We start from the raw sequence: 15191 nt of genomic DNA on the forward strand, positions 1-15191 counted from the left end.
ACTCCAATCAGTTGCGGAACGGGAATTTGAACGCACGCAGCAGAGCGCGGCCTTCATCATCGTTCTTGGCAGTGGTGGTCAGGGTGATGTCCAGACCGCGGAGAGCATCGATCTTGTCGTAGTCGATTTCCGGGAAGATGATCTGCTCTTTCACGCCCATGCTGTAGTTACCACGACCATCGAAGGACTTGGCATTCAGGCCGCGGAAGTCGCGAACCCGAGGCAGGGAGATCGACAGCAGACGATCCAGGAACTCGTACATACGCTCACGGCGCAGAGTCACTTTGACACCGATCGGCCAACCTTCACGGACTTTAAAGCCAGCGATGGATTTCCGAGCGTAAGTCACAACGACTTTTTGACCGGTGATCTTTTCCAGGTCAGCAACAGCGTGCTCGATGACTTTTTTGTCACCGATCGCTTCGCCCAGACCCATGTTCAGGGTGATTTTGGTAACGCGCGGAACTTCCATCACGTTCGAAAGCTTAAGTTCTTCCTTAAGCTTCGGAGCGATTTCCTTCCGGTAAATCTCTTTTAGTCGTGCCATGGTCTTATCTACCTAGCAGTGTTCAAGCATCAACCGCTTTTTGGGTCGACTTGAAGACACGAATTTTCTTACCGTCTTCTACTTTGAAACCAACGCGGTCAGCCTTGTTGGTTTCGCCGTTGAAGATGGCGACGTTAGAAGCGTGCAATGGCGCTTCTTTCTCGACGATACCGCCCTGTACGCCCGACGCGGGGTTAGGCTTGGTATGACGCTTGACCAGGTTCAGACCACCAATGACCAGACGGTCATCAGCAAGAACCTTCAGCACCTTACCGCGCTTACCTTTGTCTTTGCCGGCGATCACGATGATCTCGTCGTCACGACGAATCTTTTGCATGTCGGATCTCCTTACAGCACTTCTGGGGCGAGCGAGACGATCTTCATGAACTTCTCAGTACGAAGTTCACGGGTCACTGGCCCAAAGATACGGGTGCCGATCGGCTCTTGCTTGTTGTTCAGAAGAACAGCAGCGTTGCCATCAAAGCGGATAATGGAGCCATCAGCACGACGTACGCCGTGACGAGTGCGGACTACAACAGCAGTCATCACTTGGCCTTTTTTCACTTTACCGCGAGGAATTGCTTCCTTGACGGTAACTTTGATGATGTCACCGATACCAGCGTAACGACGATGGGAGCCACCCAGCACCTTGATGCACATAACACGGCGAGCGCCGCTGTTATCGGCCACATCGAGCATGGATTGAGTCTGAATCATATAATTTCTCCGACCCCTAGTCCTTAGACTTCCACAGCGCGTTCGAGAACATCAACCAGCGCCCAAGACTTAGTCTTGGCCAGCGGACGAGTTTCACGAATAGTGACTTTGTCGCCGATGTGGCACTGGTTGGTTTCGTCGTGCGCGTGCAGCTTAGTCGAACGCTTAACATATTTACCGTAGATCGGGTGCTTAACGCGACGCTCGATCAAAACGGTGATGGTTTTGTCCATCTTGTCGCTGACAACACGGCCAGTCAGCGTACGGACAGTCTTTTCGGCTTCAGCCATGATCACTTACCTGCCTGCTGGTTGAGCACAGTCTTCACGCGAGCAATGTCACGCTTAACTTGCGAGAGCAGATGAGACTGCCCCAACTGGCCAGTTGCTTTCTGCATACGCAGATTGAACTGGTCGCGCAGCAGGCCGAGCAGTTGCTCGTTCAGCTGCTGTGCGGATTTTTCACGAAGTTCATTCGCTTTCATCACATCACCGTCCGTTTAACAAAGGCGGTGGCGAGCGGCAGCTTTGCAGCAGCCAGGGCAAAAGCCTCACGCGCCAGCTCTTCAGTTACACCCTCGATTTCATACAGGACTTTGCCTGGCTGAATCTGGGCTACCCAGTATTCCACGTTACCCTTACCTTTACCCATCCGAACCTCGAGAGGCTTTTTGGAGATCGGCTTGTCCGGGAATACACGGATCCAGATCTTGCCGCCACGTTTTACGTGACGGGTCAGTGCACGACGCGCTGACTCGATCTGACGAGCGGTGAGACGACCACGAGCTACAGACTTCAGCGCGAACTCGCCGAAGCTGACTTTGCTACCGCGCTGAGCCAGACCACGGTTGTGGCCTGTCATCTGCTTGCGGAACTTCGTACGCTTAGGTTGCAACATTTGGCGTACCCCTTACTTAGCAGCTTTTTTACGAGGCGCTGGTGCTTGTGGTTTCAGTTCTTCTTGGCGACCACCAATTACTTCGCCTTTGAAGATCCAAACCTTTACACCGATCACACCGTAAGTGGTGTGAGCTTCGTAGTTGGCATAGTCGATGTCGGCACGCAGGGTGTGCAACGGCACACGACCTTCGCGATACCATTCAGTACGTGCGATTTCAGCACCGCCGAGACGACCGCTCACTTGGATTTTGATGCCCTTGGCACCAATACGCATTGCGTTCTGCACGGCGCGCTTCATAGCACGACGGAACATTACGCGGCGCTCCAGCTGCTGAGCTACGCTCTGCGCAACCAGCATACCGTCGAGCTCCGGCTTGCGGATCTCTTCGATATTGATGTGCACAGGCACACCCATTTGCTTGGTCAGGTCCTGACGCAGTTTCTCAACATCTTCACCTTTCTTCCCGATAACGATACCTGGACGAGCGGTGTGGATGGTGATACGTGCAGTTTGAGCCGGACGATGGATATCGATACGGCTTACGGACGCGCTTTTTAGTTTGTCTTGGAGATACTCACGCACCTTCAGATCAGCGAACAAATAGTCCGCATAAGTCCGACCGTCTGCGTACCAGACGGAGGTGTGCTCCTTGACGATTCCCAGGCGAATGCCAATGGGATGTACTTTCTGACCCATCTCTTCGACTCCGTTACTTGTCAGCAACCTTGACAGTGATATGGCAAGACCGCTTGACGATGCGATCAGCACGGCCTTTGGCACGCGGCATGATACGCTTCAGCGAACGCCCTTCGTTGACGAAAACGGTGCTGACCTTCAGGTCATCAACGTCTGCGCCTTCGTTATGCTCGGCGTTGGCTACGGCCGACTCCAGCACTTTCTTCATGATCTCGGCGGCTTTCTTACTGCTGAAAGCCAACAGGTTGAGCGCTTCGCCCACCTTCTTCCCGCGGATCTGGTCGGCGACCAAGCGGGCTTTCTGGGCGGAGATTCGAGCGCCCGACAACTTAGCGGCTACTTCCATTTCCTAACCCCTTAACGCTTGGCTTTCTTGTCTGCCACGTGCCCACGGTAAGTGCGGGTACCGGCAAACTCGCCCAGTTTGTGGCCGACCATGTCTTCGTTAACGAGAACTGGGACGTGTTGACGACCGTTGTGTACTGCGATGGTCAAACCGACCATTTGTGGCAGGATCATAGAACGGCGCGACCAGGTCTTAACTGGTTTGCGATCGTTCTTTTCCGCCGCCACTTCGATCTTCTTCAGTAGGTGAAGATCAATAAAAGGACCTTTTTTCAGAGAACGTGGCACTGTCGTATCCCTCTATTTACTTGCGACGACGGACGATCATTTTGTCGGTACGCTTATTACCACGAGTCTTCGCGCCCTTAGTCGGGAAGCCCCATGGCGATACCGGATGACGACCACCAGAGGTACGACCTTCACCACCACCGTGTGGGTGGTCAACCGGGTTCATGGCAACACCACGAACGGTTGGGCGAACGCCACGCCAGCGTTTGGCACCAGCTTTACCCAGCGAACGCAGGCTGTGCTCGGAGTTCGAGACTTCGCCCAGGGTCGCACGGCATTCAGCCAGTACTTTACGCATCTCACCAGAACGCAGACGCAGGGTCACGTAGACACCTTCACGAGCGATCAGCTGAGCCGAAGCACCAGCGGAACGAGCGATCTGTGCGCCTTTACCTGGCTTCAATTCGATGCCGTGTACGGTGCTACCAACTGGAATGTTACGCAGTTGCAGAGCGTTGCCCGGCTTGATCGGTGCCAGGGCACCTGCGATCAGCTGGTCGCCAGCACTCACGCCTTTAGGCGCGATGATATAGCGACGCTCGCCATCTGCGTACAGCAGCAGAGCGATGTGAGCAGTACGGTTTGGATCGTATTCGATACGCTCGACAGTGGCAGAGATGCCATCTTTGTCGTTGCGACGGAAATCGACCAGACGATAATGCTGCTTATGGCCACCACCGATGTGACGAGTGGTAATACGACCATTGTTGTTACGACCACCAGTCTTCGATTTCTTCTCGAGCAGCGGTGCGTGAGGAGCGCCTTTATGCAGCTCCTGGTTGACCACCTTGACCACAAAACGGCGGCCAGGGGAAGTCGGTTTGCATTTAACGATTGCCATGATGCACCCCTTCCTTACTCAGCACTGCTGCTGAAATCGAGATCTTGGCCTGGCTGAAGGGAGATAACTGCCTTCTTCCAGTCATTACGCTTGCCCAGACCGCGAGCAGTGCGCTTGCTCTTACCCAGAACATTCAGGGTAGTAACACGCTCTACTTTCACGCTGAACAGGCTTTCGACGGCCTTCTTGATTTCCAGCTTGGTTGCGTCAGTTGCAACCTTGAAAACGAACTGGCCTTTCTTGTCAGCCAGAACCGTAGCCTTTTCGGAAACGTGCGGGCCAAGCAGAACTTTAAATACGCGTTCCTGGTTCATCCCAGCAGCTCCTCGAATTTCTTCACGGCCGACACGGTGATCAACACCTTGTCGTATGCGATCAGACTAACTGGATCGGAACCTTGCACGTCACGTACATCAACGTGTGGCAGGTTGCGAGCAGCCAGGTACAGGTTCTGATCAACAGCTTCGGACACGATCAAAACGTCGGTCAGATTCATGTTGTTCAGCTTGCCCAGCAGATCTTTGGTTTTTGGACCTTCAACAGCGAAGTCCTGAACCACGACCAGACGATCAGTACGCACGAGTTCAGCAAGGATGGAGCGCAGTGCTGCGCGATACATCTTCTTGTTGAGCTTCTGAGAGTGATCCTGTGGACGAGCTGCGAAAGTGGTACCGCCGCCACGCCAGATTGGGCTACGGATAGTACCGGCACGAGCACGGCCAGTACCTTTCTGACGCCAAGGGCGCTTACCGCCACCACGAACGTCGGAACGGGTCTTTTGCTGCTTGCTACCTTGACGGCCGCCGGCCATGTAGGCCACGACTGCTTGGTGAACGAGCGTCTCGTTGAATTCGCCGCCAAATGTCAGTTCGGAAACTTCGATCGCTTGAGCGTCATTTACATTTAATTGCATGTCAGCTTCCCCTTAACCGCGAGCCTTGGCCGCTGGACGTACAACCAGGTTGCCGCCAGTAGCGCCAGGAACAGCACCCTTGACCAACAACAGATTGCGTTCAGCGTCGACGCGCACTACTTCGAGGGACTGCACGGTCACGCGCTCAGCGCCCATATGACCGGACATTTTTTTGCCCTTGAATACACGACCAGGAGTCTGGCACTGGCCAATAGAGCCCGGGACGCGGTGGGAAACGGAGTTACCGTGAGTGTTGTCTTGGCCACGGAAATTCCAACGCTTGATCGTACCCTGGAAGCCTTTACCTTTGGACTGACCGGTTACATCAACCAGTTGACCAGCGGCGAAGATTTCAGCGTTGATCAGATCGCCAGCCTGGTAGTCACCATCTTCAAGACGGAACTCCATGACAGTACGACCAGCTGCAACGTTTGCTTTAGCGAAGTGACCTGCTTGAGCAGCAGTCACGCGCGAAGCACGACGCTCGCCGACAGTGACTTGCACTGCACGATAGCCATCGGTTTCTTCAGTTTTGAACTGGGTGACGCGATTCGGCTCGATCTCAATGACCGTGACCGGAATGGAGACACCTTCTTCGGTGAAAATACGGGTCATACCGCATTTACGACCGACTACACCAATAGTCATGTTGTAAACCTCATGAGTGTACGGGGCTTTCACCCGCTATGGCCGCCCATTTCAGAGCGTTACACGACTAAGACCCGAGTCTTAGCCGAGGCTGATCTGTACTTCCACACCGGCCGCCAGATCAAGCTTCATAAGAGCATCAACGGTTTTATCCGTTGGCTGGACGATGTCCAGAACGCGCTTATGAGTACGGATCTCGTACTGGTCACGCGCGTCTTTGTTGACGTGCGGGGAGACCAGAACGGTGAACCGCTCTTTGCGGGTAGGCAGTGGAATAGGACCACGCACTTGTGCCCCAGTACGTTTCGCGGTTTCCACGATTTCCTGGGTGGATTGGTCGATCAGGCGATGGTCAAAAGCCTTCAACCTGATACGGATTTGCTGATTTTGCATTGGATTTCAGACTCCGGCTGCTATTCCCAGCGAGCGCAATACGCCCGTTAAAAGGAGGCGCAATTCTATAGACGCCCCAGATAGGTGTCAACCCAATAAAAAAGGCCTCCGCTAAGCGGAGGCCTTCTCAAAAAACCGAGCTACCTCAGAAGAGATAATTACTCGATGATTTTAGCTACAACACCAGCACCAACGGTACGGCCGCCTTCACGGATAGCGAAGCGCAGACCGTCTTCCATTGCGATGGTTTTGATCAGGGTGACAACCATTTTGATGTTGTCGCCTGGCATTACCATCTCAACGCCTTCCGGCAGTTCGCAGTTACCAGTTACGTCGGTAGTACGGAAGTAGAACTGTGGACGGTAGCCTTTGAAGAACGGAGTGTGACGACCGCCTTCTTCTTTGCTCAGCACGTACACTTCAGCTTCGAACTTGGTGTGCGGCTTAACCGAACCTGGCTTAACCAGAACCTGGCCACGCTCAACGTCGTCACGCTTGGTACCACGCAGCAGAACGCCGCAGTTCTCGCCAGCACGACCTTCGTCGAGCAGCTTACGGAACATTTCAACACCGGTGCAGGTGGTGACGGTAGTGTCACGCAGACCAACGATTTCCAGTGGATCCTGAACCTTGACGATACCGCGCTCGATACGGCCAGTTACAACAGTACCGCGACCGGAGATCGAGAATACGTCTTCGATTGGCATCAGGAACGGCTTGTCGATAACACGAACTGGATCTGGGATGTAGCTGTCCAGAGTCTCAACCAGTTTACGAACGGCAGTGGTGCCCATTTCGTTTTCGTCGTTACCTTCCAGAGCCATACGAGCAGAACCGATGATGATCGGAGTGTCGTCGCCTGGGAAGTCGTAAGTGCTCAGCAGATCGCGCACTTCCATCTCAACCAGTTCCAGCAGCTCAGCGTCGTCTACCAGGTCAGCCTTGTTCAGGAAGACCACGATGTACGGAACGCCAACCTGACGGGACAGCAGGATGTGCTCACGGGTTTGTGGCATCGGACCATCAGCGGCCGAGCAAACCAGGATTGCGCCGTCCATCTGGGCAGCACCGGTGATCATGTTCTTCACATAGTCAGCGTGACCTGGGCAGTCAACGTGAGCGTAGTGACGGATCAGCGAGTTGTATTCAACGTGCGCGGTGTTGATGGTGATACCACGAGCTTTTTCTTCTGGCGCGCTGTCGATTTTATCGAAATCAACGATTGCGGAACCGAATACTTCGGAGCAAACGCGAGTCAGAGCAGCAGTCAGAGTGGTTTTACCATGGTCAACGTGACCGATGGTGCCAACGTTGACGTGCGGTAGGGAACGATCAAATTTTTCTTTAGCCACGACAATTAACTCCTTGCCTAAAGGACTGAATCAGCCTTGTTTTTTGGATACAGTTTCAGCGATATGCGCCGGAGCTGTGTTGTATTTTTTGAATTCCATAGAGTAGCTTGCGCGACCCTGGGACATGGAACGAACGTCGGTCGCATAACCGAACATCTCACCCAACGGAACCTCGGCGCGAATCACTTTGCCGGAAACCGTGTCTTCCATACCCAAGATCATGCCGCGACGACGGTTAAGGTCGCCCATGACATCACCCATATAGTCTTCAGGTGTAACAACTTCTACCGCCATGATTGGCTCAAGCAACTCACCACCGCCCTTCTGGGCCAGTTGCTTGGTTGCCATGGAAGCAGCCACCTTAAACGCCATCTCGTTGGAGTCGACGTCGTGGTAAGAACCGTCAAAAACGGTTGCTTTCAGGCCGATCAGCGGATAGCCGGCAACAACACCGTTCTTCATCTGCTCTTCGATGCCCTTCTGGATAGCAGGGATGTATTCCTTAGGAACCACACCACCTACTACTTCGTTCACGAATTGCAGACCTTCCTGACCTTCGTCAGCAGGAGCAAAACGGATCCAGCAGTGACCGAACTGACCACGACCGCCGGACTGACGAACGAACTTGCCTTCGATTTCACAGTTCTTCGTGATGCGCTCACGATAGGAAACCTGAGGCTTACCGATGTTGGCTTCGACGTTGAACTCACGGCGCATCCGGTCAACCAGGATGTCCAGGTGCAGCTCGCCCATGCCGGAGATGATCGTTTGACCAGTCTCTTCATCAGTCTTGACGCGGAAAGATGGATCTTCCTGAGCAAGCTTGCCCAGAGCGATACCCATTTTTTCCTGGTCATCCTTGGTCTTAGGCTCTACGGCAACCGAGATAACCGGCTCCGGGAAGTCCATGCGAACCAGGATGATTGGCTTAGCAGCGTCGCACAAAGTCTCACCAGTGGTGACGTCCTTCATGCCGATCAGGGCCGCGATGTCACCAGCGCGTACTTCCTTGATCTCTTCGCGGGCGTTTGCGTGCATTTGCACCATACGACCCACGCGCTCTTTCTTGCCTTTAACCGAGTTGATCACGCCGTCGCCGGAGGCCAACACGCCCGAGTAAACGCGGACGAAGGTCAAAGTACCCACGAATGGGTCAGTAGCGATCTTGAACGCCAGAGCCGAGAACGGCTCGCTGTCGTCAGCATGACGCTCCATCTCTTCTTCCTCGTTATCAGGGTTGGTACCCTTGATAGCAGGAATGTCGGTTGGAGCAGGCAGGTAGTCGATAACGGCGTCGAGAACCAGGGGAACACCCTTGTTCTTGAAGGAAGAACCGCAAACAGCCAAGACGATCTCACCAGCAATAGTACGCTGACGCAGAGCGGCCTTGATTTCCACGTTGGTGAGTTCTTCACCTTCGAGGTACTTGTTCATCAGCTCTTCGCTGGCTTCGGCAGCAGCCTCAACCAGGTTATTGCGCCACTCGTCAGCCAGTTCCTGCAACTCTGCAGGGATAGGCTTGCGAACAGGAACCATACCTTTGTCGGCGTCATTCCAGTAGACGGCTTCCATGGTGATCAGATCGATCTGGCCCTGGAAGTTGTCTTCGGAACCGATAGCCAATTGGATTGGCACCGGAGTGTGACCCAGACGCTGCTTGATCTGACCGATCACGCGCAGGAAGTTCGCACCAGCACGGTCCATCTTGTTTACGTAAACAAGACGCGGAACACCGTACTTGTTGGCTTGACGCCATACGGTTTCCGACTGAGGCTCAACACCCGAAGTACCGCAGAACACAACGACCGCGCCGTCGAGTACACGCAGGGAACGTTCAACTTCAATAGTGAAGTCAACGTGGCCCGGGGTATCGATTACGTTGAAGCGATGCTCGTCTTTGTACTGCTTGGCAGAACCTTTCCAGAAGGCGGTAATAGCAGCAGAAGTAATGGTAATACCACGCTCCTGCTCCTGAACCATCCAGTCTGTGGTCGCGGCGCCATCATGCACCTCGCCCATTTTGTGACTTTTGCCGGTGTAAAACAGTACGCGCTCGGTGGTGGTGGTTTTACCAGCATCCACGTGAGCAACGATACCGATGTTACGGTAGCGGCTAATCGGAGTAGTACGAGCCATAAAGCCCTCGCAAAATTAGTGAAGCTAAGATTAGAAGCGGTAGTGCGAGAAAGCTTTGTTAGCTTCAGCCATACGGTGCACGTCTTCACGCTTCTTAACAGCAGCACCTTTACCTTCAGCAGCGTCCAACAGCTCGCCGGCCAAACGCAGAGCCATAGACTTCTCGCCGCGCTTACGGGCGAAGTCTACCAACCAGCGCATTGCCAGGGCGTTACGACGGGACGGGCGAACTTCAACCGGAACCTGGTAAGTAGCACCGCCTACACGGCGCGACTTCACTTCGACCAGCGGAGCGATGGCGTCGAGAGCTTTCTCGAAGATTTCCAGGGGGTCGCTGTTCTTGCGTTCTTTAACCTTTTCCAGCGCGCCATAAACGATACGCTCGGCAACGGCTTTCTTGCCGCTTTCCATCACGTGGTTCATGAACTTGGCCAGGATTTGGCTTCCGTATTTTGGATCGTCAAGCACTTCGCGCTTGGCTGCTACGCGTCTTCTTGGCATGGATAAGCCCTCAAACGGTCTTCAGGTTCGTTCGGAATCGGTGCCCTTGCGGGACGCCTCCGACCTTACTCTTATCGACTCAGAAAATAAGATGATTCAGTTTACAAAAAGCCGCTACTACTTAGGCTTCTTGGTACCGTACTTCGAACGACCCTGGTTACGACCTTTAACGCCGGAAGTATCCAAGGAGCCGCGTACGGTGTGATAACGAACACCTGGCAAGTCTTTTACACGACCGCCGCGGATCAGTACCACGCTGTGCTCTTGCAGGTTGTGGCCTTCACCGCCGATGTACGAGGAAACCTCGAAACCGTTGGTCAGGCGCACACGGCATACTTTACGCAGTGCCGAGTTAGGTTTTTTCGGCGTAGTGGTATACACGCGAGTGCATACGCCACGACGTTGCGGGCAGTTCTGCAGCGCAGGCACGTCGGATTTCTCGACGATACGCTTACGCGGCTGACGTACCAGCTGGTTGATAGTTGCCATCTACTAGCTCCACTGTTGTCTTGCGACGCTATTGTCTTGCAAGAAAAGCAAAATGGCAGGAACGAATTCCCGCCAAATTTAGGGGTACAAGAGTCTAAAGAGGATCTTGCCCCCAGTCAAGGCAAGGCCCCGACCTCCCCCTCCACCGAAACCCGACAAAACTGTCTTGTTCCGACGAACGGGGCTGCCAGGGCCCGGTCTTATTTATCGCAGAACTCAGTTACCGCTAGAGTTCAGCGCTTCGGTCAGTGCAGCTTCCACTTCACTGGCGCTTACGCGCAGCGGCTTGTCGAGTTCACGGCGACGCTTACGCTCGCTGTGGTAGGCCAAGCCGGTACCGGCCGGGATCAGACGACCCACAACCACGTTTTCTTTCAGGCCGCGCAGGTAGTCGCGCTTGCCGGTTACCGCCGCTTCGGTCAGTACGCGAGTGGTTTCCTGGAAGGAAGCCGCCGAGATGAACGATTCGGTGGACAACGACGCCTTGGTGATACCCAGCAGAACACGAGTGAACTTGGAGACAAACTTGTCCTCCGTGCTCAGGCGCTCGTTTTCTACCAGTACGTGAGTCAGTTCCATCTGGTCGCCCTTGATGAAACTCGAATCGCCGGATTCAGCGATTTCAACTTTACGCAGCATCTGACGCAGGATGGTCTCGATGTGCTTATCGTTGATCTTCACGCCCTGCAGACGGTAAACGTCCTGGATCTCGTTGACGATGTACTTGGCCAGCGCACTCACACCCAGCAGACGCAGGATGTCGTGTGGATCGCTCGGGCCGTCGGAGATAACTTCGCCGCGGTTTACCTGTTCGCCTTCGAAGACGTTCAGGTGACGCCACTTCGGAATCAGCTCTTCATACGGATCGCTACCGTCGTTCGGGGTAATGACCAGACGGCGCTTGCCCTTGGTCTCTTTACCGAACGCGATGGTGCCGCTGACTTCAGCCAGGATCGACGCTTCTTTCGGACGACGAGCTTCGAACAAGTCGGCAACACGCGGCAGACCACCGGTGATGTCGCGGGTTTTCGAAGTTTCTTGCGGGATACGAGCGATAACATCACCGATCGCGATCTTCGCACCATCCGCTACACCGACCAAGGCGTTGGCTGGCAGGAAGTACTGAGCGATAACGTCAGTGCCTGGCAGCAACAGATCCTTGCCGTTGTCATCGACCATCTTCACGGCAGGACGGATGTCTTTACCGGCAGCTGGACGATCTTTGGCGTCGAGTACTTCAATGTTGGTCATACCGGTCAATTCGTCAGTCTGACGCTTGATCGTGATGCCTTCTTCCATGCCCACGTAGGTCACGGTACCTTTCATTTCGGTAACGATTGGGTGAGTGTGCGGATCCCACTTGGCCACGATTGCGCCAGCGTCGACCTTGTCACCTTCTTTAACCGAAATCACAGCACCGTACGGCAGCTTGTAACGCTCACGCTCACGACCGAAGTCATCAGCGATTGCCAGCTCACCGGAACGGGACACAGCAACAAGGTGGCCATCCACTCGCTCAACGTGCTTGAGGTTATGCAGGCGGACGGTACCGCCATTCTTCACCTGAACGCTGTCAGCTGCGGAGGTCCGGCTAGCCGCACCACCGATGTGGAACGTACGCATGGTCAGCTGGGTACCCGGCTCACCGATGGACTGGGCAGCGATAACGCCGACCGCTTCACCGATGTTCACCTGGTGACCACGAGCCAAGTCACGGCCATAGCACTTGGCGCAGATGCCGTAGCGGGTTTCGCAGCTGATCGGCGAGCGAACAATCACTTCGTCGATGCTGTTGAGTTCGATGAACTCGACCCACTTCTCATCTACCAGGGTGCCGGCAGGAACGATAACTTCCTCGGTACCTGGCTTGAATACGTCACGGGCAATAACACGGCCCAATACGCGCTCACCCAGCGGCTCTACAACGTCACCGCCTTCAATGTGCGGAGTCATCAGCAGGCCGTGCTCGGTGCCGCAATCGATCTCGGTTACAACCAGATCTTGTGCAACGTCTACCAGACGACGAGTCAGGTAACCGGAGTTAGCGGTTTTCAACGCGGTATCCGCCAGACCTTTACGAGCACCGTGCGTGGAGATGAAGTACTGAAGTACGCTCAAACCTTCACGGAAGTTCGCAGTAATCGGCGTTTCGATGATGGAACCATCCGGCTTGGCCATCAGGCCACGCATACCGGCGAGCTGACGGATCTGCGCAGCAGAACCCCGTGCGCCCGAGTCGGCCATCATGTACATCGAGTTGAAAGACTCTTGATCGACTTCGACGCCGTGGCGGTCGATGACCTTCTCTTTCGAGAGGTTGGCCATCATCGCCTTGGACACTTCGTCGTTGGCCTTGGACCAAAGGTCGATCACTTTGTTGTACTTCTCGCCCTGGGTTACCAGGCCGGAGGCGTACTGGCTCTCGATCTCTTTCACTTCGTCAGTAGCGGCACTGATGATGCGGGCTTTTTCATCCGGGATAACGAAGTCGTTAACACCGATGGAAACGCCGGAAATGGTCGAGTAAGCGAAACCGGTATACATCAACTGGTCAGCGAAGATCACGGTCTCTTTCAGACCAACCACGCGGTAGCACTGGTTGATCAGCTTGGAGATCGCCTTTTTCTTCATCGGCAGGTTGACGACGTCGTAAGACAGACCTTTTGGCACAACCTGGTACAACAGCGCACGGCCGACAGTGGTGTCGACGATACGGGTGTTGCTCACGCTGCCGCCGTCACGGTCGTTGACGGTTTCGTGGATCCGCACCTTGACCTTGGCGTGCAGTGCGGCTTCGCCGGCACGGAACACACGGTCAACTTCTTGCAGGTCAGCGAATACACGACCTTCGCCCTTGGCGTTGATCGCTTCACGGGTCATGTAGTACAGACCCAATACAACGTCCTGCGACGGAACGATGATTGGCTCACCGTTGGCTGGCGACAGGATGTTGTTGGTCGACATCATCAACGCACGCGCTTCCAACTGGGCTTCCAGTGTCAGCGGTACGTGCACGGCCATTTGGTCGCCGTCGAAGTCGGCGTTGTACGCAGCACAGACCAGAGGGTGCAGCTGGATAGCCTTACCTTCGATCAGTACCGGTTCAAACGCCTGGATACCCAGACGGTGAAGGGTCGGTGCACGGTTGAGGAGAACCGGGTGTTCGCGAATCACTTCAGCAAGAACGTCCCAAACCTCTGGCAGTTCGCGCTCGACCATTTTCTTGGCCGCTTTGATGGTGGTCGCAAGACCGCGCATTTCCAGCTTGCCGAAGATGAACGGCTTGAACAGCTCCAGCGCCATCTTCTTAGGCAGACCGCACTGGTGCAGACGCAGGGTCGGGCCTACGGTAATTACCGAACGACCGGAGTAGTCAACACGCTTACCGAGCAAGTTCTGACGGAAACGACCTTGCTTACCCTTGATCATGTCAGCCAGGGATTTCAGAGGACGCTTGTTCGAACCGGTGATAGCGCGGCCACGACGACCGTTGTCGAGCAAGGCATCGACCGCTTCTTGCAACATACGCTTTTCGTTGCGCACGATGATGTCCGGAGCGGACAGATCAAGCAGGCGCTTCAAGCGGTTGTTACGGTTGATCACGCGGCGGTACAGGTCGTTGAGGTCGGACGTCGCGAAACGACCACCGTCCAACGGTACCAGCGGACGCAGGTCTGGCGGCAGAACCGGCAGAACGGTCAGCACCATCCACTCTGGTAGGTTGCCGGAGCCCTGGAAGGCTTCCATCAACTTCAGACGCTTGGACAGTTTCTTGATCTTGGTTTCGGAGTTGGTTTGCGGAATTTCTTCGCGCAGACGACCAATCTCGTGCTCCAGGTCGATAGCGTGCAGCAGTTCGCGGACAGCCTCGGCACCCATGCGGGCATCGAAATCGTCGCCGAACTCTTCCAGCGCTTCGAAGTACTGCTCGTCGTTCAGCAGCTGACCCTTTTCAAGGGTGGTCATGCCTGGATCGATAACGACATAGCTCTCGAAGTAGAGAACGCGCTCGATATCACGCAGGGTCATGTCCATCAGCAAACCGATACGGGACGGCAGCGATTTCAGGAACCAGATGTGGGCAACTGGCGAAGCCAGCTCGATGTGCGCCATGCGCTCACGACGAACCTTGGCCAGCGCGACTTCAACGCCGCACTTCTCGCAGATAACACCACGGTGCTTCAAGCGCTTGTACTTACCGCACAGGCACTCGTAATCCTTTACCGGGCCAAAGATCTTGGCGCAGAACAGGCCGTCACGCTCAGGTTTGAACGTACGGTAGTTGATGGTTTCCGGCTTTTTAACTTCACCGAACGACCACGAACGGATCATCTCAGGCGATGCCAATCCAATACGGATGGCGTCGAACTCTTCGACTTGACCCTGGTTTTTCAGCAAATTCAGTAGGTCTTTCAAGGCCTTTCC

19 protein-coding genes are annotated in these 15191 nt (G+C 54.8%); all 19 read right to left on the bottom strand.

Going from position 1 to position 15191, the window contains the following annotated elements:
* Window positions 1-7: 7 nt before the first annotated feature.
* On the bottom strand, window positions 8-547 hold the full coding sequence (rplE, locus tag GDV60_RS24305) for a 50S ribosomal protein L5 (protein WP_003210069.1): 540 nt from the start codon (window positions 545-547) through the stop codon (window positions 8-10).
* Between the two features lie 22 nt (window positions 548-569).
* Entirely contained in the window at window positions 570-884 is a 315-nt protein-coding gene (rplX, locus tag GDV60_RS24310) for a 50S ribosomal protein L24 (RefSeq protein ID WP_029299388.1), read from the bottom strand.
* Between the two features lie 11 nt (window positions 885-895).
* Window positions 896-1264, bottom strand: coding sequence for a 50S ribosomal protein L14 (gene rplN, locus GDV60_RS24315; RefSeq protein ID WP_002555479.1), 369 nt, complete (start codon window positions 1262-1264; stop codon window positions 896-898).
* A gap of 23 nt (window positions 1265-1287) precedes the next feature.
* The gene (gene rpsQ, locus GDV60_RS24320) at window positions 1288-1554 is read right to left on the bottom strand and encodes a 30S ribosomal protein S17 (RefSeq protein ID WP_003176419.1); all 267 of its coding nucleotides are present in this window, start codon (window positions 1552-1554) and stop codon (window positions 1288-1290) included.
* 2 nt (window positions 1555-1556) lie between these two features.
* Complete coding sequence (rpmC, locus tag GDV60_RS24325; RefSeq protein ID WP_002555481.1) at window positions 1557-1748, bottom strand: 50S ribosomal protein L29; 192 nt, start codon at window positions 1746-1748, stop codon at window positions 1557-1559.
* Window positions 1748-2161: a 50S ribosomal protein L16 gene (gene rplP / locus GDV60_RS24330; RefSeq protein WP_003232424.1), complete on the bottom strand. Its 414-nt coding sequence runs from the start codon at window positions 2159-2161 to the stop codon at window positions 1748-1750. The genes rpmC and rplP overlap by 1 nt, the downstream gene beginning before the upstream one ends.
* A gap of 12 nt (window positions 2162-2173) precedes the next feature.
* On the bottom strand, window positions 2174-2860 hold the full coding sequence (rpsC, locus tag GDV60_RS24335; RefSeq protein ID WP_003176422.1) for a 30S ribosomal protein S3: 687 nt from the start codon (window positions 2858-2860) through the stop codon (window positions 2174-2176).
* Window positions 2861-2873: 13 nt separating this feature from the next.
* Window positions 2874-3206, bottom strand: coding sequence for a 50S ribosomal protein L22 (gene rplV / locus GDV60_RS24340; protein ID WP_003103908.1), 333 nt, complete (start codon window positions 3204-3206; stop codon window positions 2874-2876).
* An 11-nt stretch (window positions 3207-3217) separates the two neighbouring features.
* A complete protein-coding gene (gene rpsS, locus GDV60_RS24345; RefSeq protein WP_002555486.1) occupies window positions 3218-3493 on the bottom strand; it encodes a 30S ribosomal protein S19 in 276 nt (91 codons plus the stop codon).
* Between the two features lie 16 nt (window positions 3494-3509).
* Window positions 3510-4334: a 50S ribosomal protein L2 gene (rplB, locus tag GDV60_RS24350; protein ID WP_003176423.1), complete on the bottom strand. Its 825-nt coding sequence runs from the start codon at window positions 4332-4334 to the stop codon at window positions 3510-3512.
* Between the two features lie 14 nt (window positions 4335-4348).
* A complete protein-coding gene (rplW, locus tag GDV60_RS24355; protein WP_002555488.1) occupies window positions 4349-4648 on the bottom strand; it encodes a 50S ribosomal protein L23 in 300 nt (99 codons plus the stop codon).
* Window positions 4645-5247 carry a 50S ribosomal protein L4 gene (rplD, locus tag GDV60_RS24360; RefSeq protein ID WP_029299292.1) on the bottom strand — a complete coding sequence of 201 codons (603 nt, stop codon included), beginning with the start codon at window positions 5245-5247 and terminating at the stop codon, window positions 4645-4647. The genes rplW and rplD overlap by 4 nt, the downstream gene beginning before the upstream one ends.
* A 12-nt stretch (window positions 5248-5259) precedes the next feature.
* Window positions 5260-5895 carry a 50S ribosomal protein L3 gene (gene rplC, locus GDV60_RS24365; RefSeq protein ID WP_003194649.1) on the bottom strand — a complete coding sequence of 212 codons (636 nt, stop codon included), beginning with the start codon at window positions 5893-5895 and terminating at the stop codon, window positions 5260-5262.
* Between the two features lie 81 nt (window positions 5896-5976).
* Window positions 5977-6288, bottom strand: a complete 312-nt coding sequence (gene rpsJ, locus GDV60_RS24370; protein WP_003186070.1) for a 30S ribosomal protein S10 — start codon at window positions 6286-6288, stop codon at window positions 5977-5979.
* Between the two features lie 158 nt (window positions 6289-6446).
* The gene (gene tuf / locus GDV60_RS24375) at window positions 6447-7640 is read right to left on the bottom strand and encodes an elongation factor Tu (RefSeq protein WP_029299269.1); all 1194 of its coding nucleotides are present in this window, start codon (window positions 7638-7640) and stop codon (window positions 6447-6449) included.
* 30 nt (window positions 7641-7670) lie between these two features.
* Window positions 7671-9776, bottom strand: coding sequence for an elongation factor G (gene fusA / locus GDV60_RS24380; protein ID WP_029299268.1), 2106 nt, complete (start codon window positions 9774-9776; stop codon window positions 7671-7673).
* Between the two features lie 30 nt (window positions 9777-9806).
* The gene (gene rpsG, locus GDV60_RS24385; RefSeq protein ID WP_002555493.1) at window positions 9807-10277 is read right to left on the bottom strand and encodes a 30S ribosomal protein S7; all 471 of its coding nucleotides are present in this window, start codon (window positions 10275-10277) and stop codon (window positions 9807-9809) included.
* 117 nt (window positions 10278-10394) lie between these two features.
* Complete coding sequence (rpsL, locus tag GDV60_RS24390; RefSeq protein WP_002555494.1) at window positions 10395-10766, bottom strand: 30S ribosomal protein S12; 372 nt, start codon at window positions 10764-10766, stop codon at window positions 10395-10397.
* Window positions 10767-10982: 216 nt separating this feature from the next.
* On the bottom strand, window positions 10983-15182 hold the full coding sequence (rpoC, locus tag GDV60_RS24395) for a DNA-directed RNA polymerase subunit beta' (protein WP_029299253.1): 4200 nt from the start codon (window positions 15180-15182) through the stop codon (window positions 10983-10985).
* Window positions 15183-15191: the final 9 nt, after the last annotated feature.

It is taken from the genome of Pseudomonas sp. DTU12.1, assembly GCF_009873475.1.
GTDB classification, from domain to species: Bacteria; Pseudomonadota; Gammaproteobacteria; order Pseudomonadales; family Pseudomonadaceae; genus Aquipseudomonas; species Aquipseudomonas proteolytica.

Bases quoted from the DNA above. Each gene is read 5' to 3' on its own strand.
- rpsQ (WP_003176419.1), bottom strand. From the start codon at position 1,554: ATGGCTGAAGCCGAAAAGACTGTCCGTACGCTGACTGGCCGTGTTGTC.
- rplC (WP_003194649.1), bottom strand. From the start codon at position 5,895: ATGACTATTGGTGTAGTCGGTCGTAAATGCGGTATGACCCGTATTTTC.
- rpsL (WP_002555494.1), bottom strand. From the start codon at position 10,766: ATGGCAACTATCAACCAGCTGGTACGTCAGCCGCGTAAGCGTATCGTC.
- fusA (WP_029299268.1), bottom strand. From the start codon at position 9,776: ATGGCTCGTACTACTCCGATTAGCCGCTACCGTAACATCGGTATCGTT.
- rpsC (WP_003176422.1), bottom strand. From the start codon at position 2,860: ATGGGTCAGAAAGTACATCCCATTGGCATTCGCCTGGGAATCGTCAAG.
- rplN (WP_002555479.1), bottom strand. From the start codon at position 1,264: ATGATTCAGACTCAATCCATGCTCGATGTGGCCGATAACAGCGGCGCT.
- rplP (WP_003232424.1), bottom strand. From the start codon at position 2,161: ATGTTGCAACCTAAGCGTACGAAGTTCCGCAAGCAGATGACAGGCCAC.
- rpsJ (WP_003186070.1), bottom strand. From the start codon at position 6,288: ATGCAAAATCAGCAAATCCGTATCAGGTTGAAGGCTTTTGACCATCGC.
- rplW (WP_002555488.1), bottom strand. From the start codon at position 4,648: ATGAACCAGGAACGCGTATTTAAAGTTCTGCTTGGCCCGCACGTTTCC.
- rplV (WP_003103908.1), bottom strand. From the start codon at position 3,206: ATGGAAGTAGCCGCTAAGTTGTCGGGCGCTCGAATCTCCGCCCAGAAA.
- rpmC (WP_002555481.1), bottom strand. From the start codon at position 1,748: ATGAAAGCGAATGAACTTCGTGAAAAATCCGCACAGCAGCTGAACGAG.
- rplD (WP_029299292.1), bottom strand. From the start codon at position 5,247: ATGCAATTAAATGTAAATGACGCTCAAGCGATCGAAGTTTCCGAACTG.
- rplE (WP_003210069.1), bottom strand. From the start codon at position 547: ATGGCACGACTAAAAGAGATTTACCGGAAGGAAATCGCTCCGAAGCTT.
- rplX (WP_029299388.1), bottom strand. From the start codon at position 884: ATGCAAAAGATTCGTCGTGACGACGAGATCATCGTGATCGCCGGCAAA.
- rplB (WP_003176423.1), bottom strand. From the start codon at position 4,334: ATGGCAATCGTTAAATGCAAACCGACTTCCCCTGGCCGCCGTTTTGTG.
- rpsG (WP_002555493.1), bottom strand. From the start codon at position 10,277: ATGCCAAGAAGACGCGTAGCAGCCAAGCGCGAAGTGCTTGACGATCCA.